This is a genomic window from Glutamicibacter sp. FBE19, assembly GCF_015524875.1.
GTDB classification, from domain to species: domain Bacteria; phylum Actinomycetota; class Actinomycetes; order Actinomycetales; family Micrococcaceae; genus Glutamicibacter; species Glutamicibacter halophytocola.
On record NZ_JACKQN010000014.1, the window covers coordinates 1 to 24,527 of the forward strand.

25 protein-coding genes are annotated in these 24,527 nt (G+C 61.8%); 15 read left to right on the plus strand and 10 right to left on the minus strand.

Going from position 1 to position 24,527, the window contains the following annotated elements; translation table 11 throughout:
* Positions 1 to 166: 166 nt before the first annotated feature.
* The 7 genes from H6F58_RS16765 (at position 167) to H6F58_RS16795 (ending at position 8,772) form a co-directional block, all read left to right on the plus strand.
* Positions 167 to 2,140, plus strand: coding sequence for a M13-type metalloendopeptidase (locus H6F58_RS16765; protein ID WP_146277288.1), 1,974 nt, complete (start codon positions 167 to 169; stop codon positions 2,138 to 2,140).
* 136 nt (positions 2,141 to 2,276) lie between these two features.
* Positions 2,277 to 3,791, plus strand: coding sequence for a lysine--tRNA ligase (gene lysS, locus H6F58_RS16770; RefSeq protein ID WP_146277290.1), 1,515 nt, complete (start codon positions 2,277 to 2,279; stop codon positions 3,789 to 3,791).
* 2 nt (positions 3,792 to 3,793) lie between these two features.
* Positions 3,794 to 3,961: a hypothetical protein gene (locus tag H6F58_RS16775; protein ID WP_186467995.1), complete on the plus strand. Its 168-nt coding sequence runs from the start codon at positions 3,794 to 3,796 to the stop codon at positions 3,959 to 3,961.
* 138 nt (positions 3,962 to 4,099) lie between these two features.
* Positions 4,100 to 4,420 (plus strand): Lsr2 family protein, encoded by a 321-nt coding sequence (locus tag H6F58_RS16780; RefSeq protein ID WP_022876972.1) that lies wholly within the window; start codon positions 4,100 to 4,102, stop codon positions 4,418 to 4,420.
* A 267-nt stretch (positions 4,421 to 4,687) separates the two neighbouring features.
* Positions 4,688 to 7,201, plus strand: coding sequence for an ATP-dependent Clp protease ATP-binding subunit (locus tag H6F58_RS16785; RefSeq protein WP_060700225.1), 2,514 nt, complete (start codon positions 4,688 to 4,690; stop codon positions 7,199 to 7,201).
* 92 nt (positions 7,202 to 7,293) lie between these two features.
* On the plus strand, positions 7,294 to 7,758 hold the full coding sequence (locus tag H6F58_RS16790; protein ID WP_195182205.1) for a hypothetical protein: 465 nt from the start codon (positions 7,294 to 7,296) through the stop codon (positions 7,756 to 7,758).
* A gap of 132 nt (positions 7,759 to 7,890) precedes the next feature.
* Positions 7,891 to 8,772, plus strand: a complete 882-nt coding sequence (locus H6F58_RS16795) for a hypothetical protein (RefSeq protein ID WP_146277294.1) — start codon at positions 7,891 to 7,893, stop codon at positions 8,770 to 8,772.
* Between the two features lie 221 nt (positions 8,773 to 8,993).
* Here H6F58_RS16795 and H6F58_RS16800 read toward each other — a convergent pair whose 3' ends face one another.
* The 4 genes from H6F58_RS16800 to H6F58_RS16815 are packed head-to-tail and all read right to left on the minus strand — an operon-like array spanning position 8,994 to position 11,534.
* Complete coding sequence (locus tag H6F58_RS16800) at positions 8,994 to 9,440, minus strand: DUF1801 domain-containing protein (protein ID WP_146277296.1); 447 nt, start codon at positions 9,438 to 9,440, stop codon at positions 8,994 to 8,996.
* Positions 9,441 to 9,449: 9 nt separating this feature from the next.
* A complete protein-coding gene (locus tag H6F58_RS16805; RefSeq protein ID WP_146277298.1) occupies positions 9,450 to 9,857 on the minus strand; it encodes a VOC family protein in 408 nt (135 codons plus the stop codon).
* Between the two features lie 48 nt (positions 9,858 to 9,905).
* A complete protein-coding gene (locus H6F58_RS16810) occupies positions 9,906 to 10,304 on the minus strand; it encodes an AraC family transcriptional regulator (protein ID WP_146277300.1) in 399 nt (132 codons plus the stop codon).
* Between the two features lie 3 nt (positions 10,305 to 10,307).
* Positions 10,308 to 11,534, minus strand: a complete 1,227-nt coding sequence (locus H6F58_RS16815) for an MFS transporter (RefSeq protein ID WP_195182206.1) — start codon at positions 11,532 to 11,534, stop codon at positions 10,308 to 10,310.
* A 129-nt stretch (positions 11,535 to 11,663) separates the two neighbouring features.
* On the opposite strand from H6F58_RS16815, the gene H6F58_RS16820 reads away from it, so the two are divergent.
* The gene (locus H6F58_RS16820; protein WP_060700231.1) at positions 11,664 to 12,173 is read left to right on the plus strand and encodes an amino-acid N-acetyltransferase; all 510 of its coding nucleotides are present in this window, start codon (positions 11,664 to 11,666) and stop codon (positions 12,171 to 12,173) included.
* Between the two features lie 6 nt (positions 12,174 to 12,179).
* Here H6F58_RS16820 and H6F58_RS16825 read toward each other — a convergent pair whose 3' ends face one another.
* A complete protein-coding gene (locus tag H6F58_RS16825; protein WP_171918977.1) occupies positions 12,180 to 12,980 on the minus strand; it encodes a DUF1206 domain-containing protein in 801 nt (266 codons plus the stop codon).
* A 13-nt stretch (positions 12,981 to 12,993) separates the two neighbouring features.
* Positions 12,994 to 13,902: an A/G-specific adenine glycosylase gene (locus H6F58_RS16830; protein ID WP_146278241.1), complete on the minus strand. Its 909-nt coding sequence runs from the start codon at positions 13,900 to 13,902 to the stop codon at positions 12,994 to 12,996.
* A gap of 86 nt (positions 13,903 to 13,988) precedes the next feature.
* Between H6F58_RS16830 and H6F58_RS16835 the strand changes: the two genes are divergently transcribed.
* Positions 13,989 to 14,594, plus strand: coding sequence for a hypothetical protein (locus tag H6F58_RS16835; RefSeq protein WP_146277305.1), 606 nt, complete (start codon positions 13,989 to 13,991; stop codon positions 14,592 to 14,594).
* Between the two features lie 4 nt (positions 14,595 to 14,598).
* On the opposite strand, the gene disA is transcribed toward H6F58_RS16835, so the two are convergent.
* From disA to H6F58_RS16850, 3 genes are read right to left on the minus strand one after another with little or no spacing between them, the layout of a single operon-like run.
* Positions 14,599 to 15,672, minus strand: coding sequence for a DNA integrity scanning diadenylate cyclase DisA (disA, locus tag H6F58_RS16840; RefSeq protein WP_060700234.1), 1,074 nt, complete (start codon positions 15,670 to 15,672; stop codon positions 14,599 to 14,601).
* Between the two features lie 34 nt (positions 15,673 to 15,706).
* Positions 15,707 to 17,101 (minus strand): DNA repair protein RadA, encoded by a 1,395-nt coding sequence (gene radA, locus H6F58_RS16845; RefSeq protein WP_060700235.1) that lies wholly within the window; start codon positions 17,099 to 17,101, stop codon positions 15,707 to 15,709.
* Between the two features lie 35 nt (positions 17,102 to 17,136).
* Positions 17,137 to 18,279: an FUSC family protein gene (locus tag H6F58_RS16850; protein ID WP_060703240.1), complete on the minus strand. Its 1,143-nt coding sequence runs from the start codon at positions 18,277 to 18,279 to the stop codon at positions 17,137 to 17,139.
* Positions 18,280 to 18,495: 216 nt separating this feature from the next.
* On the opposite strand from H6F58_RS16850, the gene pstS reads away from it, so the two are divergent.
* The 6 genes from pstS (at position 18,496) to H6F58_RS16880 (ending at position 23,500) form a co-directional block, all read left to right on the plus strand.
* Positions 18,496 to 19,608, plus strand: a complete 1,113-nt coding sequence (gene pstS, locus H6F58_RS16855; protein ID WP_060700236.1) for a phosphate ABC transporter substrate-binding protein PstS — start codon at positions 18,496 to 18,498, stop codon at positions 19,606 to 19,608.
* Positions 19,609 to 19,729: 121 nt separating this feature from the next.
* Entirely contained in the window at positions 19,730 to 20,665 is a 936-nt protein-coding gene (pstC, locus tag H6F58_RS16860) for a phosphate ABC transporter permease subunit PstC (protein ID WP_060700237.1), read from the plus strand.
* A complete protein-coding gene (gene pstA, locus H6F58_RS16865; protein ID WP_060700238.1) occupies positions 20,665 to 21,807 on the plus strand; it encodes a phosphate ABC transporter permease PstA in 1,143 nt (380 codons plus the stop codon). The genes pstC and pstA overlap by 1 nt, the downstream gene beginning before the upstream one ends.
* Positions 21,808 to 21,854: 47 nt before the next feature.
* Positions 21,855 to 22,634: a phosphate ABC transporter ATP-binding protein PstB gene (pstB, locus tag H6F58_RS16870; protein WP_028268887.1), complete on the plus strand. Its 780-nt coding sequence runs from the start codon at positions 21,855 to 21,857 to the stop codon at positions 22,632 to 22,634.
* A 210-nt stretch (positions 22,635 to 22,844) separates the two neighbouring features.
* Complete coding sequence (locus tag H6F58_RS16875; protein WP_060700239.1) at positions 22,845 to 23,303, plus strand: hypothetical protein; 459 nt, start codon at positions 22,845 to 22,847, stop codon at positions 23,301 to 23,303.
* Positions 23,303 to 23,500 (plus strand): helix-turn-helix transcriptional regulator, encoded by a 198-nt coding sequence (locus tag H6F58_RS16880; RefSeq protein WP_171918981.1) that lies wholly within the window; start codon positions 23,303 to 23,305, stop codon positions 23,498 to 23,500. Before H6F58_RS16875 ends, H6F58_RS16880 begins: the two co-directional genes overlap by 1 nt.
* On the opposite strand, the gene H6F58_RS16885 is transcribed toward H6F58_RS16880, so the two are convergent.
* Complete coding sequence (locus H6F58_RS16885) at positions 23,497 to 24,525, minus strand: inorganic phosphate transporter (RefSeq protein WP_195182207.1); 1,029 nt, start codon at positions 24,523 to 24,525, stop codon at positions 23,497 to 23,499. The two genes, H6F58_RS16880 and H6F58_RS16885, sit on opposite strands and share 4 nt — an antisense overlap.
* Positions 24,526 to 24,527 lie beyond the last annotated feature (2 nt).

A 24,527-nucleotide genomic window follows, 5' to 3' on the forward strand; every position in this document is an offset into this window, starting at 1 on the left:
GACTTAACTTGAATAATATGTGGTTTGGGCCCTGACACAGTTTGTGTCAGGGCCCAAACCTGTTTAAGCCGTCCGCGCACCATTGGTACTCACGCTCTATTTCATCGGGGAACTGGTTACAGTGTGTAGTAGATAAAACGAGATCTGCTACCGAGGGAGCCCTGCTTTGACTACTGAGACAACGAGCCCGCTGCGCTATCGCGACGATTCGATTCGTCCCCAGGACGATCTCTACCGCCACAGCAACGGCAAGTGGTTCGAAACCGCCACTATCCCCGGAGACCAGGGGATCTACGGTTCCTTCATGGAACTGCGCGACCAGGCAGAAGACGCAGTTCACGCCATTATCAAGGAAGCGGTCCAGGCCTACGAGTCGGGCTCAGCCACCGATGGAGCAACACAACGCATCGCCCACCTGTATGGCTCATTCATGAATGAAGCAGTCATCGAAGAGCGCGGTGCGGGACCGATCGCCGGATACCTGCAGGCCATCTCCGAAATCCAAAGCGTCGAATCCCTGCTTGAACTCTCTGGCTCGTTCTACCGCAAGGGCATCAGCGGATTCCTCGAGATCGGGGCCATGAATGATGCGGGCAATCCGGAGCGCAACCTGCTGACCTTCCTCCAAGGCGGCCTGGGCCTTCCGGACGAGTCCTACTACCACGACGAGCAACTGGCAGAGACCGTCTCCGATTACCGTGAGCACCTGGTGCGCCTGCTCAGCCTTGGCGGCTTTGACGGCGCCGAGGAAGCCGCGGCTCAAGTTGTCGAGCTCGAAACCGCCATCGCCGAATACCACTGGGACAGGGTCAAGGTCCGCGATGCCCAGGCCCGCTACAACCTCTTGAGCGGCGAGCAGCTCTTTGACCTCTTCGCCGGGCTGAAAGAGTGGCTGTCTGGTGCCGGAATCGATGCCAACTACTATGGGGAAGTTGTCGTTTGGCAGCCAAGCTACCTCGAGGGGCTCTCAGGACTAGTCGCCGAGCAGCCGCTGGAAGCATGGAAGAACTGGCTGCGTGTGCAGGTGCTGCGTTCCTTCGCGCCCTACCTCTCCAGCGACTTCGTGAATGAGAACTTCTCCTTCTATTCCGCCAAGCTCGGCGGGGTGGAGCAGATCAAGGACCGCTGGAAGCGTGGTGTCGCCTTCACCGAAGGCGCGGTCGGCGAAGATATCGGCCAGCTTTACGTTGCCGAGAATTTCCCGCCAGAAGCCAAAGCCGCCATGGACCAGCTGGTGCAGCGTCTGATCGAGGCCTACCGGATCTCCATTGGCGAGCTGTCGTGGATGGGTGAGCAGACCATTGAAAAGGCGCTGGACAAGCTCTCGAAGTTCCGCCCGAAGATCGGCTACCCGAACGAGTGGATCGACTACTCGTCCATCACCACCGATGAGCTGGACGTCATCGCCAACCTGGCATCCGCCAACGAATTCGAATTCAAGCGCGAGCTGAAGAAGATCGACGACGGCGTTAATCGCGAGCTGTGGTTCATGTACCCGCAGACGGTGAACGCCTACTACCACCCGCTGCTGAACGAGATCGCCTTCCCCGCAGCCATCCTGCGCTTGCCGTTCTTTGATGTGGACCGGGATATCGCCTCGAACTTCGGCGCCATCGGCGCAGTGATCGGACACGAGATCGGCCACGGCTTTGATGACCAGGGATCGCAGTTTGACGGCAGCGGCCAGCTGACCAATTGGTGGACCGATGATGACCGGGCCGCTTTCGAGAAGCTCACCGGCAAGCTGGTAGAACAGTACAACGCGCTCTCGCCTACCGAAGCGCCGGAGCACAATGTCAATGGCGCCCTGACCTTGGGTGAAAACATTGGCGACTTGGGTGGATTGGGCATCGCCTATAAGGCGTACAAGCTCGAGCTCGCGGCCCGCGGAATCACCGAGGACGAGGTGATCGACGGTGTCACCGGCGACCAGCGCTTCTTCTACTCCTGGGCCGAATGCTGGCGCACCCTCATCCGTCCGGAAACCGCTGTGGTCCGGGTGCGCACCGACCCGCACGCGCCGGGCGAATTCCGCTGCAACCAGGTTCCCAAGAACCTCGAGGCATTCCACGAGGCCTTCGGCACGAAGCCGGGGGATGGCATGTGGCTGGATCCAGCGCAGCGCGTTGAAATCTGGTAATAATCAAAACACTCTGGCAGGGCATCGGAAAGTTCGCTTTTCCGGTGCCCTGCCGTCGTCGCTGGCTGAACTTCGGGGTGTAAGTCTGATCATGATGGGCTTTATCCGTGCACAATGACACGTAGAATGGACTATTGTGACTTCCGAAAATAATCCCGCACAGCCCATTGATCCCAACGACCAGCGACAGGTTCGTGCCGATAAGCGCAACCAGTTCTTGGCCAAGGGTGAGGAAGCCTACCCTGTGGGTGTGGCCCGCACCCACTCCCTGCTGGAAATCCGCGACAAATACGAGCACCTCGAAGCCGGCGAAGAAACCGAAGATGTGGTGGGCGTTGTCGGCCGCATCGTGTTCATGCGCAATACCGGCAAGCTGTGCTTCGCCACCTTGCAGGAGGGCGGCCCCAAGGGCGAAGGCGTGCGCCTGCAGGTCATGCTGTCGCTGGCCAATGTCGGCGAAGAGCGCCTGGCTGCGTGGAAGTCCCTGGTCGACCTGGGTGACCACGTCTTTGTCAGCGGCAAGGTGATTTCCTCCCGCCGCGGCGAGCTGTCGATCATGGCAGATGCATTCGAGATGGCTTCCAAGGCCCTGCGCCCATTGCCGGTGCTGCATGCCGACCTGAACGAGGAAACCCGTGTTCGCCAGCGCTACGCTGATCTGATCGTGCGCAATGAAGCCCGCGAGATGGTCTACAAGCGCGCAGCAATTGTTCGCGCCGTGCGCAACACCCTCGAGAACCACAACTACGTCGAGGTTGAGACCCCGATGCTGCAGCTGGTCCACGGTGGTGCTTCGGCCCGTCCATTCAAGACCCACCTGAACGCTTTTGACCAGGAAATGACCCTGCGCATCGCCACCGAGCTCTACCTCAAGCGCTGCGTTGTCGGCGGCGTGGACCGCGTGTTCGAGGTTGGACGCATCTTCCGCAACGAAGGCGTCGACTCGACCCACTCGCCGGAATTCACCACCCTTGAATCCTACGAAGCCTACGCAGACCAGTACGTCATGGCCGACCGCATCAAGGAGATCATCCTCAATGCAGCCGACGCCATCGGAGCTGGCCGCAGCATCGAGACCCCCAAGGGCACCGCCAACCTGGATGGCGAATGGCGCTGGCTCAGCGTGTACCCGGGCCTGTCCGAGGCCGTGGGCGTCGAGATCACCCCGGACACCGAGGCTTCGGTGCTGCGCGAAATTGCCGAAAAGCACGAAGTCAAGATCGATCCTGCCTGGGGTGCCCAGAAGCTGGTGATTGAGCTGTTCGGCGAGATCGTCGAACCGACCTTGATCGACCCGACCTTCGTCTGCGACTACCCGCCGCTGGCCCAGCCATTGGCTCGTCCGCACCGCTCGAAGCCAGGGGTTATCGAGGCCTGGGACCTGATCATCGGCGGCATGGAACGCGGAACCGCGTTCTCCGAGCTGATCGACCCGGTCATCCAGCGCGAGCGCCTCACCGAGCAGTCCCTGCTGGCAGCCGGCGGCGATCCCGAAGCGATGCAGCTCGATGAAGACTTCCTGCGTGCCTTGGAATATGGTGCCCCACCAATGGGCGGCATCGGTTTGGGCATTGACCGCCTGGTGATGCTCTTTACCAATGTAGGCATCCGCGAAACCATTCTCTTCCCACTGCTCAAGCCGGAGGCATAGAAATGCCATATATCGAGGCAATTGTTCCGACTATCTGCCTGGCGTTGCTTTTTTGGTACGTGATGAAAGTTATTACAAACGCGGACCGAAAAGAGCGCCAAGCCGAAGCGGAAGCCGATGCGCTTATTCAAAATCGTTCGGATTCCAATAATCAGTCTAACGAGAATTAGGGTATTCCTGAAAGAATCTTGTGAATTCTGATCAGAATTAGAATTCCCAGGCGTTATTTGTATAGGCTTGAACATTGAAAAGGACTGGTGGGTTCAAACCAGATAGTCCAGCACATTCAAGCTCGGAGGAATCCTCAGATGGCACGTCAGGTTCAAATTGCCCTGATTGATGATATTGATGGTAGCGAAGCAACCGAATCAATTGCTTTTAGTGTTGCTGGCCAGCACTTCGAAATTGATTTGAACGACGAGCATGCTGCACAATTCCACGCGGCTATTGAACCGTATGTAGAAGCTGCGCGTTCGTCGAAGCAGACTGCAACCAGCGAAGCTCCAGCTATTCGCGCCTGGGCAAAAGAGAATAATATTAAGGTCAATGCCCGCGGGCGCCTTAATGCAGAAGTTGTAGATGCCTACAATGCTGCAATGCGCAAAGGCGGTCGCAACCGCACGAAGTAATTCATTCGGTTGCAGATAGACTTCAAATGAGTCGGCACATTCTATGTGCCGACTCATTTTCTTATAACGGCGACCGTGATATATCCATTTAATTTGGTTGAAGATAATAGTGTTTGTGCAATAACTAAAATGCATTCGCTCCCGTTTCCCGGAGCCGGTAATCAGGGCTGACGCAACTGATCGGGTTATCCCCGTGGCGAACAAGGGCGAATTGAAGGCGCTAGATGCGTAGCATCGAATTATTGGTAAGCAAGGAGTGTGCCGAAGATGTTTGAGAGATTTACCGACCGTGCCCGTCGAGTTGTCGTGCTCGCCCAAGAAGAGGCGCGCATGCTCAACCACAATTACATCGGCACCGAGCACCTGCTGCTCGGCCTAATCCACGAAGGTGACGGTGTAGCCGCAAAAGCGCTCGAGTCGCTGAATATTTCGCTGGGTGCCGTACGTGAGCAGGTTCAGGAGATTATCGGCAAGGGCCAGCAGGCGCCTTCCGGTCACATCCCGTTCACTCCTCGCGCCAAGAAGGTCTTGGAATTGTCGCTGCGCGAAGCATTGCAGCTGGGACATAACTACATTGGGACCGAGCACATCCTGCTCGGCCTGATCCGCGAAGGCGAGGGCGTAGCCGCCCAGGTGCTGGTGAAGCTGGGTGCTGACCTCGGCCGCGTGCGCCAGCAGGTCATTCAGCTGCTCTCGGGCTACCAGGGCGGCAAGGAAACTGCCTCCGCTGGTGTCAGCTCGGGCGGGCAGCAGGAAGGCACCCCGGCTGGTTCAGCAGTACTGGACCAGTTCGGCCGCAACCTCACCGCCGCAGCCCGCGAAGGCAAGCTCGATCCGGTGATTGGCCGCGAGCACGAGATGGAACGCGTCATGCAGGTCCTCTCACGCCGCACCAAGAACAACCCGGTGCTGATCGGCGAGCCTGGTGTTGGCAAGACCGCTGTCGTCGAGGGCCTGGCCCAGTCGATCGTCCGCGGCGACGTGCCAGAAACCATCAAGGACAAGCAGCTGTACACCTTGGACCTCGGTTCCCTGGTGGCCGGCTCGCGCTACCGCGGTGACTTCGAAGAGCGCCTGAAGAAGGTTCTCAAGGAGATCCGCACCCGTGGCGACATCATCTTGTTCATCGACGAGATCCACACCCTCGTGGGTGCCGGTGCCGCCGAAGGCGCTATTGACGCTGCCTCGATCCTCAAGCCCATGCTGGCTCGTGGAGAGCTGCAGACCATTGGCGCCACCACCCTTGACGAGTACCGCAAGAACATCGAGAAGGATGCCGCGCTCGAGCGCCGCTTCCAGCCGATCCAGGTCAAGGAGCCTTCGGTTGAGCTGACCACGCAGATCCTGCGCGGCCTGCGCGATCGCTACGAGGCACACCACCGCGTGACCATCACCGATGGCGCGCTGCAGGCTGCCGCAACGCTGGCCCACCGCTACATCTCGGACCGCTTCCTGCCAGACAAGGCAGTGGACCTGATCGATGAAGCCGGTGCCCGCCTGCGCATCCAGCGCATGACCGCCCCTCCTGCCCTGAAGGAAATGGACGAGGAGATCGCGACCGTACGCCTGGAGAAAGAAGCGGCGATCGACGCTCAGGACTTCGAAGGCGCCGCTTCGCTGCGCGACAAGGAGTCCAAGCTCATCGAGGCGCGCAACGAAAAGGAAAAGTCGTGGCGCAACGGTGACATGGATGAAGTATCCGAGGTCACCGAAGAGCTGATTGCCGAAGTTCTGGCAAACTCCACCGGCATCCCGGTAGTGAAGCTGACCGAGGAAGAGTCCTCGCGCCTGCTGAACATGGAAGACGAACTGCACAAGCGCGTGATCGGCCAGGATTCGGCGATCAAGGCCATCTCCCAGGCGATCCGCCGCACCCGTGCAGGCCTGAAGGATCCAAACCGCCCAGGCGGCTCGTTCATCTTCGCCGGCCCAACCGGTGTCGGCAAGACCGAGCTGGCCAAGGCGCTGGCAGAGTTCCTCTTCGGCGAGGAAGACGCGCTGATCACCCTGGACATGTCCGAATACTCGGAGAAGCACACCGTTTCCCGCCTGTTCGGTGCCCCTCCAGGCTACGTCGGCTACGAAGAAGGCGGACAGCTGACCGAGAAGGTCCGCCGCCGTCCGTTCTCCGTGGTGCTCTTCGACGAGGTGGAGAAGGCCCACGCCGACCTGTTCAACTCGCTGCTGCAGATTCTGGAAGACGGCCGCTTGACCGACTCCCAGGGTCGCGTGGTGGACTTCAAGAACACCATCATCATCATGACTACCAACCTCGGTACCCGCGACATCTCCAAGGGTGTGATGACCGGCTTCCAGTCGGCCGCGGATACCAAGACCGGTTATGAGCGGATGCAGGCCAAGGTCCAGGAAGAGCTGCGCCAGCACTTCCGCCCTGAATTCCTGAACCGTGTTGATGACACCGTGGTCTTCCCGCAGCTGAACCAGGACGAGATCGAAGAGATCGTCGACCTGTTTGTTGGCCGCTTGGCCAAGCGCTTGAAGGAACGCGACATGACGATCGAGCTGACCCAGGCTGCCCGCAGCCTGCTGGCACAGCGCGGCTACGACCCAGCCATGGGTGCCCGTCCGTTGCGCCGCACCATCCAGCGCGATATCGAAGACCAGCTCTCCGAGCGGATCCTCTTCGGCCAGATCCTTGCCGGACAGAAGGTCACGGTGGACGTCGAAGGCGAGGGAGCGGAGCAGAAGTTCGTCTTCCACGCCGAGGGCGGCACCGGCCAGCTGGAAGGCGAGCCGGCACCGGCTGCGCTGGAAAGCTAAGCGCAGCACCTGACTAGCCACGAGCCGCGGAACCAGATGAAACTGGTTCCGCGGCTCGTTGACTTTAATTCCATTTATCGTAGGCTGACTCCATGAAGCGAAGCGGAATCGGCCGATTAATTGTCATTTCGGGCCTGGCAATCGTGGCCTATGCCGTGCTTTATGCAGTGCTGCGACCGCTATTGCCCGGCCAGCTGGCTCGGCATGCGGGCCCCGACGGCGCCGGATATGGCCCGCTGTGGCCTGCAGCCCTGGTCATTGGCTCAGTCGCACCCATCAGCTTGCTGATCGGCATTTTGGCCTATCGGGACTTCTATTCCCTGGGGCATTGGTATCCAGGTCCCAAGGCCATCGTCGTGTGCTTCCTCGCGGCAGGGTTCGGCATTCTTTCACTGGGCGCATCCATGCTCGTAACCGTGATGGGGCGACAAGCGCAGGAAGCTGGTTCCCTGCCCGTGGGCATGGGGCTGCTTGGGCTAGTCGTCGCATTTGGGCTCTCGGCTCCGGTCCTGGCGTGGTCGTTGCCACGCGCAAAGCAGGAAACACTCGGGGCGTAGAATCTCCTGCTCGGATAACTAAGTGTCTGCTGTTTCTTAGGGCAGGGAGCAGATCGTGGTCACGCCGCCATAGGGCATGGTACTGTCTAGCAGGCATTGCCGGCCAAGCTAGCCAGATGCGAATGGGAAATCATGTCCGCAAGGTTTGAATCTGATACAGGTCTCGTTTGGAACGTTCAACGGGAAAGAATCCGGCTTGGGAGCGATCGGGCCGAGAAGCTAACGTGTGTACGTATTCGCAAGCTGCCCGAAGACGGCCGCTTTTCTGATGAGATGAAAGCGGTTCACCCTGACGTTGGGGTCATCAACTTCATACTCGATGAGCCAGACGACTCAGAACCGTTCGTTGACCTCACCGGGATAAGCCAACTCCGCGACTTGAAAGTAATTAGCATCTACGCGAAGAATCAGGCGCTTCTCGACGTCGAGGGAAATGTATCCAAGCTTCCATTGGTACGAGTCATTGCCACGTATGTTAAGGGTGTGAGCGAGGCCCTGATCCAAAGTCCTGATTTGCAATTTTTGGAACTTGAAGGCGCTCCAATGGACATTCTTGGATTGGCCCCCAGTGCGCTGAATACGGTGACATTGCGTAAATTGACGCAGTCCAAAACTCGATCTGCTTGGGAAAAGCTATCAGCCTTGAAAGAACTTAACGTTGAGAACTCGGGTACAGTTCACGTTTCCCCTCCGTCAAATCAATGGCCTGAGATAGTCAGCTTCATCTCAGTAGCATCACTCAAGGACATTGTGAAGGCTTCACAATGTCTGCCCTTTAAGTTCCTGTACTTGGAGGGTATCCGCATATTTGATCCCGGAGCTTCTTTCTGGGATCTGAAGGCCAAGCGAGTCACAGTTGGTTATGAGACGAAACCACCTAAATGGCTTGTGGATGCTTGGCCTATGCGCCCGGCTGCCTGGGCCAATTGGCTAGTAGTTCCCTATCATCCGAGCCTGCCTGGCTCGGAAGATGCGTTTCATGAGGAATACGATGTTACGGATGAATCAAGCTAGAAATCCATAGTCTGAAGAACTTGAAGAAGTCGTTTTACTGCGTGCTAAGCATACTTGGCGTATTGACCACTAAAGCCAGTGATTATGGATCATTGAGTGCTCCGACGAGTGATGGCTTCCCATTTCCAAGGGAGCCATCACACATGAGAGCACATTCACTTTATGACGCGTTCAGGGGATACGTGGTATGCCGAAGCCGGTGTGACCTTAGTGGCGCGCAGCTAGCGTCCCACGGACTTGCTGACCAGCCGCGCAATCATCTGCTCCTGCTGCCCATCCAATGAGGTGATGGCGAAGGATGTGGCCCACATGGTCCCGTCATCCAGCTTCGCCGCATCGTTGAAGCCCAGGGTCAGGTAGCGGGCACCGAACTTGGCCGCATCCTGGATGAAGCACAGGATGTTGCCGTCCAGGGCGTAGGCCGGCATCCCGTACCAGGTTCTGGGTTCCAGCTCGGGCGCCGTTGAGGTGATGATCCGATGCAGCGCTTGGGCCAGCACCTTGTCGGTGCCCTCATAGGAGGCGATCTTTTCTTCCACCGCGGCCAGGGCCGCGGCGGCCTTCTCCGCCTTGGTCATGCGCTTCTTCGTCGCCTTGACCTCTGCTGCGCGATCCTTCATCGCGGCTTTCTCGGCGTCGCTGAAGCCGGTCTTTTCTTCGTTTGCCATCTTGTGCTCCTATGCTGCCTGGTTGATGCGGATCATGTTGCCCGAGGGGTCGCGGAATGCGCAGTCGCGCGGGCCCCACGGCTGGAGAGCCGGCTCCTGCAGCACCTCGGCGCCACTGGCCGACAGCGACTCGAAGAGCGAATCAAGGTCAGCCACGGAAAAGACCAATGGCCCGAAGGCGCCCTTGGCCACCTGCTCCGCAATGACCTGTGCATCCGCGTCCGAGCGGCCGGCGCCCGGAGCGGAGAGCACGATATTCAAGCCGGGCTGCCCTGGAACGCCAAGCGAGACCCAGCGGAAGTCGCCGTTGGCGACATCTGAAACGACCTCGAGGCCCAAGCCGTCGCGGTAGAAAGCCAGGGCTTCATCCACGTCGAGAACGATGAGCGGGAAATGCTGAACTGAAATATTTGCCATGGATTCAGCTTAGAAGCTGGACACTGTCCACGGCTTCTTCAAAACTGCTCAGAATCTCGAAGGCCGCAACAGGATCTTGGCAATGCACGCCGGAATATGTTCCGAATCCTCGTGATCGCGTTCCCGGTAGGCGGTGGGCGTCTCGCCGACAACCTCGGTGAAGCGCGTGCTGAAAGAACCCAGGGAGCTCCAGCCAACCTGCATGCAGGCATCGGTGACCGAGGCCCCGGAGCGCAGCAGGTGCATGGCCCGTTCAATGCGCCGGGTCAGCAGGTAGGAATAGGGTGTCTCGCCGTAGGCCCGCTTGAACTCGCGCGAAAAGTGCGCGGGGGACATCACTGCCTTGCTGGCCATCGCCGGGACATCCAGCGGCTGATCGTAGTGCCGGTCCATCAGGTCCTTGGCCCGGCGAAGATGAGCCAGAACCTTCAGTGCCTGGTTATCCATGGGCTATCGCCTCCGCGCCGAACGCAGGACCAGGAAGGCGCCCAGCAGCGTGCAGCACAGGTACACCCCGATAACGCAGATCCAGCCTGCGGTGAAACCGCCAGGAGAAGCAACCAGAAGCCCCATGGCCAAGGGCCCGACGGTGAAGCCGCCGAATTGCCCTGCTGAGACCAGGCCGCTGGAGCTGCCCAAGCGGCTGGCCGGAACCACGCGGAGCAGCGCCGCCATCAGCACCACGGAGACCCCGAGTGCCGAGGCACCGTGCAGTGCCACCGCAACCCAGAGCAGAATCGGCGAATGCAGCTGCTGGGCCAGCAGGAAACTCGTGCCGCCACAGGTGGCCAGCAGCGCCAATAGAAGCAGCAGCTTGGGCGCGGCCACTCCGCGGGACATCATCTGCCCCCAGCCAACCCGTGCGCTGACCCCCACGATCCCGGCCACGGCAGCGGTCAGCCCGCCGGCCACCAGCGAGAAGTCCAATTCGCGCACCGCAAACAGCGCCAAATAGACGTTGGTGGCCTGCACGCCCACACCGTTGATGAACCCGAAAAGGCTCAAAGCGTAGATGATGAACCGGGTGGAGGCTGCCGCGCCGGCTGCCGGCTCGCTGTTCTCCGTGCCGCTCCGGCTGCTCTTGCCGGGCGCCGGGGCCGCGAGCAACGGGGCGGACTTGAGAACGCGCAGTGCCAGCAGCGCCAGGCCAGCGGCCACCACCGCCCCGGCCAAGGAGGCGCCCTGCCAGCCGATGAACGCGGCCAATACGGGGAAGGCGAGGCTGCCCACCAGCTGGGAGACCTGCACGCCGGACTGCTTGATTCCGGTCCAGCCAATGCGCCAGGCGCTGGGCACGCGCTGGGCCAGGATCCGGTTGGTCACCCCATTGGGAAAAGATTGCGCGAAGCCAGCGATCCCCGACGCCGCGAACAGCAGCGCATACCCGGCATCCACCGCAGCCAAGCCCATGGCCAGGGCCGCGGTGCCAAAGATGATCAGCATCAACCGGGCATCGGGCTGTGCATCGGAGAATTTCCCGAACGCCAGATTGCCAATGGCAGCGCAGCCAAAGCAGACCGTAGCCAAGAGCCCGAACTGGGATTCGCTGATGCCCAGGTCGCGGATCACCAGGTCGCTGGTGGCGTTCAGCCCATAGCTCAGCAGCGGAGCAATGCCGACGGCTGCCAGGAGGATGGCCAGCAGCCCGAATCCGGGGCGTGCTTCTCTGGCTGTCATCCTCATCCTTTGCTAGGCGCTACCGCGATTCTAGCCAAGTTCTTGCACCGGCGAGCCTGCTTCCCGGGCACTATGACATATCCGGCACCGGCTTCGGATCTGCCGGCCATCGGGCATAGGATTTGAAAGGTGAATACTTTTACCGTCCGCTCCGCCAAAACCAGTGATGTCCCGGCCATTCGCGACCTTGTCCGGCCGCTGGCCGAAGAGCGCATCTTGCTGGATAAGGAAGCGGTCACCTATTACGAGTCCATCCAGGAATTCGTCATAGCCCAAGACGCGGACGGAAATGTTGTTGGTTGCGGCGGCCTGCACGTGATCTGGGAAGATATTGCCGAGATCCGCACCCTGGCCACCTCCGATCAGGTGCGCGGCATGGGCGTGGGCCATGTGCTGCTGCAGGAACTGCTGCGCCGGGCCAAGGCGGTAGGAGTGGCCCGCGTCTTCTGCCTGACCTTCGAAGTGTCCTTCTTCGAGCGCCAAGGCTTTTCCGTGATGGCCGATCAAAGCGCCGTGGACCCCTCGGTGTACCAGGAAATCCTGCTCTCACGCGATGAGGGCGTCGCCGAATTCCTGGACCTGGCCCGGGTCAAGCCCAACACCCTGGGCAATACCCGCATGATCATCACCCTGGACTAGCCCCGGCTAGTCCATCCGGTCATAGCGGGCCCGCAATATCAGGTACAAGGCATAGCTGATCAGCCCAGCGGCGATGGCGCCCAAGGCCACCGAACCATGATCCTGGTCGCGGATCGCCTTGAGCGCGCCATCGATGCCGCCAGCTTCTTCGGGATCGCCCTGGACGGTGGCCACAATGAACAGCAATCCCAGGGCGCCAAGAACCAGCCCCTTGGCCGGGTAGCCGATCATCCCGGAATACCTGACCGCCCAAGAGATTTCGCGCCGGCTGGAGCGGTGCAAGTCATCAAGGAACTTTCTGCTGGCGCCCTTGTAGATGTAGTAGCCGGCCATCACCAGCAGCACCGCACCGAGAGCCACCAGTGCCGCCCTGCCGGCCAAGGACTTCATCAGCTCGCCGCTGAGACTGGTGGCGGTGTGCTCCGAGTCGCTGGGATTGCCCATGCCAAAACGGCCAAAGGTGAACCCTGCGGCCAAAAAGACCAGCCCGGTGCCCGCAAGCTTGAGCCGTTCCCGCGTTTTCTTCCCGGGCAGCAGCAGCTGCGCCAGCGACCACAGCCCCAATAAGAGGGCTCCGATGGCACAGATCCACAGCAGCGCAACACCAAAGGGCTGGGCCGATAGCGCCCGCATGGCACCGCTTTGATCGGCCTGGGCCTTGCCGCCGGTGGCCACCACGGAAGCGAGCACCCCCAAGGTGGCGTGCAAAATGCCGTTGGCGACGTAGCCCAGCCGGGCCAAGCGCTCAAAGAGCGGGTGCCGTGCCGCCTGCTGTGCGGCAGCGGCCGGGTCAACCGAATCGTTCATGCGCCAAGCATAGCTAGGATGGCAGGCGCACGCCGCCATCCTCGAGCACTGCCAGCCCGTCCTTGAGCAATCCGGCTAGTGCCCGCTCGCGCTGCTGGGATTCGGCCTGCAATTTTTCCAGCGCCACATAGGCGGGATGCTCCTGCCCGCCAAGGTCCGCCAGGAAGGAAGCCTGCGGCACCGGATGCTCATGCTCGCGCAGGACCGCCATGATCGCTCCGCGCACCTGGCGGTCGGTGCCCTTCCAGGCCTGGCCCTTGGGAGTGTAGTGCGGGGCCGGCTGCCCGGCCGCAATCCATGCGCAGTGCTCGAAGACCGGGCAGGAATCGCATTTGGGGCTGCGCGCGGTACACACCAGCGCACCGAGCTCCATCACCGAGATGTTCCACGCATTGGCCTGCTCGGCATCCTCGGGCTGCACCTGCCGGGCGCGGGCAAATTCGCTGGCGCGCGGGCTGGGCTCGGGCAGGGCCATGCCGCCAAAGAGCCTGGCGTGAACCCGGCGGATATTGGTATCAACCACCACGGTTGGCTCGCCAAAGGCAAAACAGGCGATAGCCGCAGCCGTATAGTCCCCGACGCCCGGCAAGGCCCGCAACGCGTCTTCGGTGCGCGGCACCTGGCCGTTGTACTCGGTGGTGATTTCCACGGCGGCGGCATGCAAGCGCTGGGCCCGGCGTGGATATCCCAGCCGGCCCCAGGCCTTGAGCGCTTCGGACAGCGGTTCGCCAGCCAGGTCTTGCGGCCGCGGCCAGCGGCGCATCCATTCCTCCCAGACCGGCAAAACACGCACCACGGGGGTCTGCTGCAGCATGAATTCGCTGACCATCACCTCCCAGCCGCTCACGCCTTCTTTGCGCCACGGCAGGTCCCGGGAGTTCTTCTGGTACCACTGATTGATTTGGCGATGGATTTGTTGCACCACACCACTGTAGCCAACGACGCTTCATTGCCTCGATTCCCCTGCCATTACCGGGTTCCCGGACGCCAATGAACTAGCCTTAAGCCATGAGCAATGCATCAGGGGGAAAGCTTCCAGCCAGCGTCTATCGGCGCCGGCGCATCACCTTCGCGGTGATCGCCTTGGTACTGGTGGGCTTGATTATCTGGGGCATTGCCGCCATTGCCGGCTTGCTGTCACCGGATCCAGAAGATCCTGCAGCGACTGCCCCCACGGCGCAGTCCAGCGCGCCTGCCCAAAGCCCGGACTCCGATCAGGATGCGGGCAAGAAGTGCAAGGCGGGCGAAGTCAAGGTCACCGCCTCCACGGACGCGAAGAGCTATGCCGCGGGCAAAAAGCCGGTACTGATCCTGGGCGTCGAAAATACCTCCAAGCGCGAGTGCGAACTGAACGTGGGCACCAGCATGCAGGAATTCCTGATCTCCAGCGGCGCCGACAGGGTCTTCTCCACCGTGGACTGCCTGCAAAACGGCGAGGACGTCCAGCTGGTCTTCGCCCCCGGGCAGAAGGAGAATGCCCGCTTCACCTGGAATCGCGATCGCTCGGCCCCGGGCTGCAAAGCCGTGAGCGTGCAGCCGCGCCCGGGCACCTACAAGTTCACCGCGGCCATCGGGGAAATCGAATCCGAACCGGTGAGCTTCACCCTGGAGTAGCCCCCTAGATGTAGCGGTCCAGCAGCGAGGACTCGGCCATGCGGGCCAGTCCTTCGCGGATGGAACGGGCACGCTGTTCGCCGACGCCCTCGATTTCCATCAGCGCGGTGGTCGACGCCGCCATCAGCAGCTGCAAATTATCGAAGGACGCCACCAGCCGGTCGCCAATGGCCTTGGGCACCGTTCGAATCTGCGAAAGCAGCCGGTAGCCCTTGGGCGTGAGCTGGTCGTCCTGTCCGATGGTGCCCTGCGGGAACAGGATCTTGGCCAGGGGCTCAAGGTCGATCAGCTGCGCGTCGGAGACCTCGTGCAGGCGCTCGAGGGCGACGTCGATATCCAGTTCCTGGCCTTCGGCCTGCGCATAGTCGTGCATCAGCAGCTGGTTGTCGATCTGGATGCCGGAGAGCAATTCCGCGTGCTGGGCGGCCAGCAGGCGCCCGTCGATGCCCAGCTCCAGGACGTTGCGGGAGATTTCCTCGCTGGTGCGCCGCAGCATTTCGGTGCGCTGCAACACCGCCAATACTTCGCGGGCGGTGGCCACATCCTCGATTTCCGCAGCCGACAGGGCGCTGGTGACCTGGTCCAGCCGGTGCCGGTAGCGCTCCAGGGTGGCGATGGCCTGGTTGCCTCGCGCCAGCAGCCGCTCGGCAGGTTCCAGCACGTGGCGCTCGCCGGCGGCATAGAGCGTGATGGTCTGCATGGACTGGGACACCGAGATGGTCGGGAACCCGGTCTGCGCCGCCACGCGTTCTGCGGTCCGGTGGCGCGTGCCTGATTCCTGGGTGTCGATCCGCGCGTCGGGCATCAGCTGCACCCCGGCCTGCAGGATCTGGCGGGCGGTGCCATCAAGGATGATCGCCCCGTCCATTTTGGCCAGTTCGCGAAGGCGGGTGGGGGTGTATTCGGTGTTGATCCTGAACCCGCCGGAGCTGACGGATTCAACCACCTTGTCATGTCCCAGCACGATCAGGGCGCCGGTGCGGCCGCGCTGGATGCGCTCGAGCCCCTGGGCAAGTTCGGTGCCCGGGGCGATCTGGGCCAGAATGGCAAGAAAACCGGGGGATGAGTTCGCTTTCAACGTGCGTCCTTTCGGCGGGCGGCAACACTCTAGTTTATCGTGCTGGCTTCTGCCGCTGGGCGAAGGCGATATCCAGGGCCTGGGCAATGTTCTCCACCTGGAAAACACGGATCCCGTCGGGGATGTTCTTCAGCGGTTCGGGGGTGGCCGGGGCCATCGCAAAGGAGAAGCCCAGGCGCTGCGCCTCGGTGATGCGGCGGGAGATCTCGGGCACCTGGCGCACCTCGCCGGCCAGCCCCACCTCGCCGAAGGCCACAAAATCCTGCGGCAGCGGGAACTCGTTCATCGAGGAGGCCAGGGCCAGAGCGCAGGCCAAATCCGAGGCAGGCTCGGCGATTTTCACTCCGCCGACCGTGGCGATGTAGGAGTCCATGGCGGATAAATCCATATGCGCCCGCGCCTGCAATACCGCGACCACCATTTGCGCTCGAGCCGCGTCCAGTCCACTGGTGGCACGGCGGGCAGCCGGGGCGTTGCTGCGCGAGAGCAAGGTCTGCACTTCCGCCACCAGGGGGCGGCGGCCCTCCAGGGTCACCGTGATGCAGGTGCCGGGAACCGGAGTGCGGGTGCGGGTGACAAAGAGCTTTGACGGGTCGGTCAGGGACTCGATGCCGTCTTCGTTCAAGTCGAAGCAGCCCACCTCGTCGGTGGCGCCGTAGCGGTTCTTCAGCGCGCGCAGGATGCGCAGGCGCGAATGCTTCTCGCCGTCGAATTGGCAGACCACATCCACCAGGTGCTCGAGCAAGCGGGGTCCGGCAACCGAGCCTTCCTTGGTCACATGCCCCACCATGATGGTGGACATGGCGCGGGTCTTGGCGGCGTTGATGATCGAGGCGGCCACCTCGCGCACCTGGGAGACACCGCCGGCCGCCCCGTCGATTTCTGCGGAGGAGAAGGTCTGCACCGAGTCGAGGATCAGCAGCTGCGGATCGATTTCCTGGATCTGCCCCAGGGCCAATGCGAGGTCTGTTTCGGCGGCCAGGTACAGGGTGTCGGCAATGGCATTGATGCGCTCGGCACGGGATTTGACCTGGGCGGCTGATTCCTCGCCGGTCAGGTAGAGCACCCGAAGCCCGGTTTGCGCGGCCTTGGCCGCCACATCCAGCAGCAGCGTGGACTTGCCGACACCCGGCTCGCCGGCCAGCAGGATGGCGGCGGCCGGGACCAGCCCGCCACCCAGCACGCGGTCCAGCTCGGAGACGCCGCTGGGGCGGAAGGCCGCTTCGGAACCGTCGATCTGGGCGATGGGCTTGGCCGGATGCGCCACCTTGGCCGCGGCCACGGTGCGCGCCGAAACGACGCCTACTTCTTCAACGGTGCCCCACGCCTGGCATTCGCCGCAGCGTCCCACCCATTTGATGGTGGTCCAGCCGCATTCAGAGCATTTGAATGTGGGCGAGGACTTGCTGCGCGTGGAGGTTTTGGCCATAGGCCCATGCTATCGAGCCGGGAGGACAAAATTGCTCAAGACAGCTTGGGCAGGGCTTCGATGGCCTCATCATGGTTGCGCCCGGCCGCTTCCAGGAGATCCACGATCATCGGGCGCAGCAGCAGCACCAGCCCTTCACCCTGCAAGCCTTCAACTCCCAAGGCTTGCGGATCAAGCTGCGCCGCGGCATTTTCAAGCTGCAGCACGGCGGCCTTTTCATATTTCCGCTGCCCGGCAACGGTTTGCTCGCGCACCGAGTGGGACAACGAGTTCGCCGCCTCCGAGACTTCGCGCAGCAGCGGTGCCAGGGCTTGGGCGCCCTGCGGGGTCAAGGCCCCGTTGCTGAGCACCGAAGCCAGCCGGCGGGCAAAAACGCGCAAGTTGCGGGCGGTCCAGTCGTAATGGTTGAAGCGTTCGGAGAGCCGGTTCAGTTCGTGGCGGTGCCGGCGGCCGGCGGGGGAAATGGTCGCGATCTCCTTGGACACGCTGAAGGCGCCGGGCAGCTGATCGAGATGCTTCTGGGTTCCCCGGGCCTTGATCAGCGCATGGAACGCCGAACGGCGGTCATCGTCGCGGATCGCCCACGAGCATTCGAGGATCGCTTCGGAGAGTTCCTTGAACAGCTCGCTGAGCGCCGCGACCGGGGTGCGGCGCGGGTCGGTGGGCCAGAAGACGATGACCAGCAGGGCCAGCAGGGACCCGGTCAGTGCGTCGATGGATCTGGCAAAAGGGCCGTCGACGCTGATCGGCAGCAGCACCACCAGTGCCGATTGCATGCCCAGCTGGGTGGAGAAGATGGTGCCCGAATCCAGGTAGCGGGCGACAACCAGGCTCAGCGACATCACCAGGGCTGCCTGCCAGATTCCCTGGCCGAACCAGTGCATCAAGGTATCGCCCAGGGCCACGCCGAGGGTGCACCCAAGGGCTACTTCGGCGGTTTTGCGCACCGTGGTGGAGGCGCCGAAGCCCAGGGAGATCAAGGCGCTGGTGGCGGCAAAAATGGGCTGCGTGTGTCCCCAGATGCTCTCTGCAATCCAGAAAGCGCCAATGGCGCCCAGGGTCATGCGCAGGATTCTCGGCAGCGAATTGCGCGCGCGCAGCAGCCCCGAGCGGTTTCGCGCGGCGAGGAAGCCGGTAACCTTTGCCGGCATCCGCTTCGGCGTGCTCCCAATAGCCATAGGCACAGTCTCCCACGGACCAGCCGCGAAGCCGATGAACATGCGCCCATATTGCTTCCGTGAGCAGGATCACCAGCCGGCGTAGAAGCTGTTAACCTCTTGTTCACCTTCGCCGGGGGAGCTGGTTACCTTGGCTCTTTACCGTCATAGATGAAGCGGGGCAGAATCCGCTGAAAAGTTTCTTACATTTAGTATTCAACATGGGGAGTACAACTCGTGAAGCTCAATCGCCTTGGCAGTGCAGCTGCCGTCCTTTCTGTCGCGGCAATCGCACTGACCGCTTGCGGTTCAGACAATCCAACCGCTGCCAGCTCTGAGAGCGCAGCCGGCTCGTCCGCAGCTGGCGTCACTGGCACCTTGACCGGTATCGGTGCTTCCAGCCAGAACTCGGCCATGGAAGCATGGAGCACCGGCTTCAAGGCAGCCAACTCGGGCGCCACCGTGCAGTACTCGCCAGACGGCTCGGGTGCAGGCCGCGAAGCCTTCTTGGCTGGTGGAGCACAGTTCGCAGGCTCGGACGCCTACCTGAAGGAGGACGAAGCGCAGAAGGCCAAGGAAGTTTGCGGCCCGGATGGCGCCTTCAACATTCCGGCCTACGTTTCCCCGATCGCGATCGCCTTCAACCTTGAAGGCGTCGATGAGATCAACATGGATGCCGACACCATCGCCAAGGTGTTCAAGAAGGAAATCACCAAGTGGAACGATGAGGCCATCGCCAAGCAGAACCCGGATGTGGACCTGCCTGACACCGCCATCACCGTGGTCCACCGCAATGACGAGTCCGGCACCACCGAGAACTTCGTCGAGTACTTGAAGGCTGCCGCAGGCGATGTCTGGACCTACGACGTGTCCGGCGACTGGCCAAGCGACATCCAGTCGGAGAACGCCAAGGGCACCTCCGGCGTGGTTTCGACCACCACCTCCACCAACGGCGCCATCACCTACGCTGACCACTCTGCAGTGGGCAAGCTGTCCACCGTGAACGTCAAGGTGGGCGACGAGTACACCAAGATCTCTGCCGAGGCTGCTGCCAAGGCGCTGGATGCCGCAACCCCGGTTGAAGGTGCTTCCGAGAACGACCTCGCGCTGGATCTGAAGCGCGACACCACCGAAGCCGGAACCTACCCCATCGTGCTGGTTTCCTACCACATCTTCTGCAGCAGCTACAAGGACCAGGCCACTGTGGACTTGGTCAAGGCCTTCGGCAACTATGTAGTTTCCGATGAGGGCCAGAAGGCCGCACAGGACTCGGCCGGCAACGCCCCAATCTCGGCGGCCATCGCTGAGAAGGCTGCCAAGGCGATCGACTCGATCACCGTAGCCAAGTAGAACTCCAACCGGGCAACCGGTATTTGGTGCGGGTGGTGAACTCGACCACCCGCACCAGCAACACCCCTCCACCCCCCAGCAGGTAAAACTGCTTCACCCCCGTTTCGTAAAGGCTTTAGCCATGACTACCAATGCTTTGACAAGCAAGTCATCGACTTCAGGCCGCGCAGGTGACAAGATCTTCTCCGGTGCCGCGCTGGCTGCCGGTGTACTGATCCTGATCACGCTCTTCGCGGTTGCGGTCTTCTTGCTGATCCAGGCCCTGCCGACGTTCTTTGCTGATCCAGCAGAGATTTCCGGCGGCCAAGGATTCTTTGCCTACATCTGGCCGATTGTTATCGGCACCGTTATTGCAGCAGCCATTGCGCTGGCTGTAGCTACCCCGATCGGCCTCGGCGTGGCGCTGTTCATCTCGCACTTCGCTCCACGCAAGGTGGCTGGCCCGCTGGGCTACCTGATCGACCTGCTGGCCGCGATCCCATCGGTGATCTACGGTGCCTGGGGCTACATGGTCCTGGCACCGGCCCTGGTCCCGGGCTTTGAATGGCTCTCCAAGAACCTGGGTTTCATCCCGCTCTTTGAAGGTCCTGCCAGCCAGACCGGAAAGACCATGCTCACCGCCGGCATAGTGCTGGCCGTGATGGTGCTGCCGATCATCACCTCGCTGAGCCGCGAAATCTTCCTGCAGACTCCAAAGCTGCATGAGGAAGCGGCCCTGGCCCTGGGTGCCACCCGCTGGGAAATGATCACCACCGCGGTGATCCCCTTCGCCCGACCGGGCATCATCTCCGCCGTCATGCTGGGCCTGGGCCGCGCCCTGGGCGAGACCATGGCCGTGGCCCTGGTGCTCTCCACCGGCAACCTGATCCCGTCGCTGATCAAAACCGGCAACCAGACGATTGCCGCGGAAATCGCGTTGAACTTCCCCGAAGCCTTCGGGCTGCGTCTTTCGGAGCTGATTGCCGCTGGTCTGGTCTTGTTCCTGATCACCCTGATCGTGAACATGATCGCCCGCGGAATCATCGCCCGCCACAAGGAATTCTCGGGAGCTAACTGATGAGTGCCACCACAACCAGACTCAGCAACCAGGCCAGCGGCAATTCCACCCCGCCGGTGCGCAAGCGCAACTCCCTGGCCAAGGGCAAGCTGCCGAAATGGGCCATCTGGGCCATCGCCGCAGGATCGATCATCATCGGCGCCGCGATCTCCACCCTGACCGGCTTCAGCGTTGCCGCCTTCGCGATCTACTCGGCGATCATCTTCCTGATTGCGGCCTCAGTGATCACCACCGTGGTGGAGGGCAAGCGCCGCGGCAAGAATGCCATGTGGACCTACCTGATCTACGCCGCCTTCATCGTGGCACTGATCCCGCTGGCCTCGGTGCTCTACACCGTGCTGCAAAAGGGCCTGCCCGGCATCAACAGCCACTTCCTGTTCTCTTCCATGAACGGGGTCACCGGCGCCATCGACAACCAGACCGTGGCCAACGGCGAGCCAGTGATCGGCGGCGCCTACCACGCAGTGATCGGCACCTTGCTGATCACCCTCTGGGCCACCTTGATCTCGGTTCCGGTGGGCATGCTCACCGCCGTGTACCTGGTCGAATACGGGCAGGGAAAGGCCTTGTCCAAGGCAATCACCTTCTTCGTTGACGTGATGACCGGCATCCCCTCGATCGTGGCCGGCCTGTTCGCTGCCGCTTTCTTCGGCATGATCCTGGGGCCCAACGCCCGCATGGGCATTGTGGCCGCGGTGGCCTTGAGCGTGCTGATGATCCCGACCGTGGTCCGCTCCACCGAGGAAATGCTCAAGATCGTTCCGAACGAACTGCGCGAAGCCTCCTTCGCACTGGGCGTGCGCCGCTGGCGCACCATCTTGAAGGTTGTCATCCCGACGGCGATCTCGGGCATCGCCTCGGGTGTCACCCTGGCCATCGCCCGCGTGATCGGCGAAACGGCGCCAATCCTGGTCACCGCCGGCATCGCAAGCCAGATCAACATGAATGTGTTCGCCAACTGGATGTCCACGTTGCCGACCTTCATCTACTACCAGATCCTGACTCCGACCAGCCCGACGAACATCGACCCGTCGGTGCAGCGAGCCTGGGCTGCCGCCCTGCTGCTGATCCTGATGGTGATGGCATTGAACCTGATCGCCCGCCTGGTCGCCTCGATCTTCGCCCCAAAGAAGGGCCGTTGAGCCAAGGCTCCGGTCCGGACAAACCCAAACTTTCCAAGGAATACATCATGGCAAAACGCATTGACGTCAACGATCTGAACGTCTACTACTCCAAGTTCCTCGCCGTCGAAGGCGTCTCGATCAACATCGAGCCAAAGTCCGTCACCGCTTTCATCGGACCGTCGGGCTGCGGCAAGTCCACCTTCCTGCGCACCCTGAACCGCATGCACGAAGTGATCCCCGGCGGCCGCGTCGAGGGCCAGGTGCTGCTGGACGGGGATGACCTCTACGGCGCCGGTGTCGACCCGGTGACCGTGCGCAGCCAGATCGGCATGGTCTTCCAGCGCCCGAACCCGTTCCCGACCATGTCCATCAAGGACAACGTGCTCGCCGGCGTGAAGCTGAACGGAACCAAGATCTCGCGCTCCGACGCCGATGACCTGGTGGAGAAGTCGCTGCGCGGCGCCAACCTGTGGAACGAAGTCAAGGACCGCCTGGACAAGCCGGGCTCGGGCCTCTCCGGTGGCCAGCAGCAGCGTTTGTGCATTGCCCGCACCATCGCCGTGAAGCCAGATGTGATCCTGATGGACGAGCCCTGCTCGGCACTGGACCCGATCTCGACCTTGGCCATCGAGGACTTGATCAACGAGCTGAAGAACGACTTCACCGTGGTGATCGTGACCCACAATATGCAGCAGGCGGCGCGCGTGAGCGACAAGACCGCATTCTTCAACATTGCGGGCACCGGCAAGCCGGGCAAGCTCATCGAGTTCAACGACACCACCGCCATCTTCTCCAACCCGGAGCAGAAGGCCACCGAAGACTACGTCTCCGGACGCTTCGGATAAAGATTTCGGATATCGCCGCTTCTTGAGCTGGCGATAGACGAACCGGAAGGGGGGTCTTCCGGGGATCCTGGAGGGGATCACCGCCAACGGCGCACCAATACTGGTGCGCCGTTGGTTTTTAATTCCTCGTGTAAAGCACCCTTGACCGTAAAGCAAGCTTGACAGTAAAGTAAGGTTTACAACAAGTCGAATGGGAGCAATGGTGTGGAGATGAAAGCTGCAACTCAAAGCAAATGGGGCCGTTCGCGCTTTGGCGGCGGCCCGGGAGCCCTGGTCGCGGCCAGCCTCGTCACTGGCGTGGTGCTGTCCGCTGGCGCCGGCGTGCTGTTCGCCCGGCTCAATGCCCCGGATCATTTCATGCTGGCAGCATTGATCATGGCCGCAGGCTTGCTGCCGGTGATTTCAACAGCCTGCTGGGCATTGCTGCTGGACCGGAACACCTTGCGCGGCGCCACAAGAAATCCGGAGATATCGGTGGAGAGCCAATGGCATGACAAGGCGGCCGTCGGGGTATTCCAGGATCTGCTGATCGTGTGCGGCCTTGGTGCAGCGCTGTTTTCATTCATTCCGGTAGCCGTCTCGCTGGGACTGGCCCTAGCCGGCATGGTCCTCGTGGCCATGGTGGATTTCGCGGTCCGCTACCTGCTGATTAAGCGAGCCGAAGGCTAATGGAGAACAACCTCGGCGAGTACCGCAAGGAGCGCGGATTTTCGCAGCAGGCGCTAGCCGACCAGCTCGGTGTATCCCGGCAGACGATCATCTCCCTGGAAAAAGGGCGCTACGACCCATCCTTGCCCCTCGCCTTCAAGCTTGCCGCGGTGTTCAACTGCCGCATCGAGGACCTGTTCAGCCCCGGCGAGCACTAGCCTGCAGCAAACAGCGGGCGCACCGCCAGGGTGAGGATCGCCCCGCCGGCAACACAGGCAACGGGTGTCAAAAGCCAGTGCCGGAACACCCTGAGCACATTGCGCCACACGACCGATTCAAAGGCCTGGTTCCGTCCGGCACCGACGATGCCGCTGGTTACCGACTGGTTCGTGGACAGCGGCAGGTGAAGCACGAGCGAACCCACAAAAAGCATTACGGCGGCAACGCCCTGGGCGATCATGCCGCGCAGCGGATCAAAATTCACCAGGCGGCGGCCCAGCGTGTAGGTAATCCGCCATCCGCCCAGAAGCACACCAAAGCTCAAGGCGAACGCCGCGGAAAGCTGGATGGCCAGGGTCACCGGGCCCGGATCCATTGCCTGGCCGGTAATCAGCACCAGGCTCAACAGGGCGGCGGTGCGCTGGCCATCTTGGAGCCCAAGGCCCAGGGCCACGGCCCCGGCCGCGACAGCCTGCCCCGCGCGGGAACCTTCATTCACCGATCGCGAGGTGTTGTAGCGCAGCAGCCTGGTCGCCGGGAACACCAGCAGATACGAGAGCGTGTAGGCGATCACCGAGGCGAGCAGCATCGGAAGAATCACCGAGGAGAGCAGCAGCCCCCACGCGTTGGACACCGACTGGTCGCCCATCAACGCCGAAGCGCCGCTGCCACCGACCAAGGCTGAAAGCAGGGCATGGGTGGAACTGATCGGCAGGCCGCGCCACCAGCAGTAGATGCCCCACGCCCCTGCCACCAGCAGGCTGCAAATCAGCAGTTTCAACCCTAGAACGCCCTCGGGCACATTGAAGTTCAATTCCTGCACCAGGGCCACGCTCAGCCCCGAGGTGCCCATGGTGCCCAGGAAGGCAAAAAGGGCCGCCACGGACACCGCAATGCCCGGGCGCAGCGCCCGAGTCCTGACCGAGGCTGCGACCGCGGTGGAAGCATCACGCATGCCGTTGAGCACCGCGTAGGCCAGGGTCAGCACGAGCGCGACCGCGGTGAGCACCGAAATGAGGGTCATGG

What these genes read in the sequence shown, in the direction of transcription:
- H6F58_RS16775 (WP_186467995.1), top strand. Translation starts at nt 3,794, where the DNA reads ATGCCATATATCGAGGCAATTGTTCCGACTATCTGCCTGGCGTTGCTT.
- H6F58_RS16780 (WP_022876972.1), top strand. Translation starts at nt 4,100, where the DNA reads ATGGCACGTCAGGTTCAAATTGCCCTGATTGATGATATTGATGGTAGC.
- H6F58_RS16785 (WP_060700225.1), top strand. Translation starts at nt 4,688, where the DNA reads ATGTTTGAGAGATTTACCGACCGTGCCCGTCGAGTTGTCGTGCTCGCC.
- H6F58_RS16790 (WP_195182205.1), top strand. Translation starts at nt 7,294, where the DNA reads ATGAAGCGAAGCGGAATCGGCCGATTAATTGTCATTTCGGGCCTGGCA.
- H6F58_RS16795 (WP_146277294.1), top strand. Translation starts at nt 7,891, where the DNA reads ATGTCCGCAAGGTTTGAATCTGATACAGGTCTCGTTTGGAACGTTCAA.
- H6F58_RS16800 (WP_146277296.1), bottom strand. Translation starts at nt 9,440, where the DNA reads ATGGCAAACGAAGAAAAGACCGGCTTCAGCGACGCCGAGAAAGCCGCG.
- H6F58_RS16805 (WP_146277298.1), bottom strand. Translation starts at nt 9,857, where the DNA reads ATGGCAAATATTTCAGTTCAGCATTTCCCGCTCATCGTTCTCGACGTG.
- H6F58_RS16810 (WP_146277300.1), bottom strand. Translation starts at nt 10,304, where the DNA reads ATGGATAACCAGGCACTGAAGGTTCTGGCTCATCTTCGCCGGGCCAAG.
- H6F58_RS16815 (WP_195182206.1), bottom strand. Translation starts at nt 11,534, where the DNA reads ATGACAGCCAGAGAAGCACGCCCCGGATTCGGGCTGCTGGCCATCCTC.
- H6F58_RS16825 (WP_171918977.1), bottom strand. Translation starts at nt 12,980, where the DNA reads ATGAACGATTCGGTTGACCCGGCCGCTGCCGCACAGCAGGCGGCACGG.
- H6F58_RS16835 (WP_146277305.1), top strand. Translation starts at nt 13,989, where the DNA reads ATGAGCAATGCATCAGGGGGAAAGCTTCCAGCCAGCGTCTATCGGCGC.
- radA (WP_060700235.1), bottom strand. Translation starts at nt 17,101, where the DNA reads ATGGCCAAAACCTCCACGCGCAGCAAGTCCTCGCCCACATTCAAATGC.
- H6F58_RS16850 (WP_060703240.1), bottom strand. Translation starts at nt 18,279, where the DNA reads ATGGCTATTGGGAGCACGCCGAAGCGGATGCCGGCAAAGGTTACCGGC.
- pstC (WP_060700237.1), top strand. Translation starts at nt 19,730, where the DNA reads ATGACTACCAATGCTTTGACAAGCAAGTCATCGACTTCAGGCCGCGCA.
- pstA (WP_060700238.1), top strand. Translation starts at nt 20,665, where the DNA reads ATGAGTGCCACCACAACCAGACTCAGCAACCAGGCCAGCGGCAATTCC.
- pstB (WP_028268887.1), top strand. Translation starts at nt 21,855, where the DNA reads ATGGCAAAACGCATTGACGTCAACGATCTGAACGTCTACTACTCCAAG.
- H6F58_RS16875 (WP_060700239.1), top strand. Translation starts at nt 22,845, where the DNA reads ATGAAAGCTGCAACTCAAAGCAAATGGGGCCGTTCGCGCTTTGGCGGC.
- H6F58_RS16880 (WP_171918981.1), top strand. Translation starts at nt 23,303, where the DNA reads ATGGAGAACAACCTCGGCGAGTACCGCAAGGAGCGCGGATTTTCGCAG.
- H6F58_RS16885 (WP_195182207.1), bottom strand. Translation starts at nt 24,525, where the DNA reads ATGACCCTCATTTCGGTGCTCACCGCGGTCGCGCTCGTGCTGACCCTG.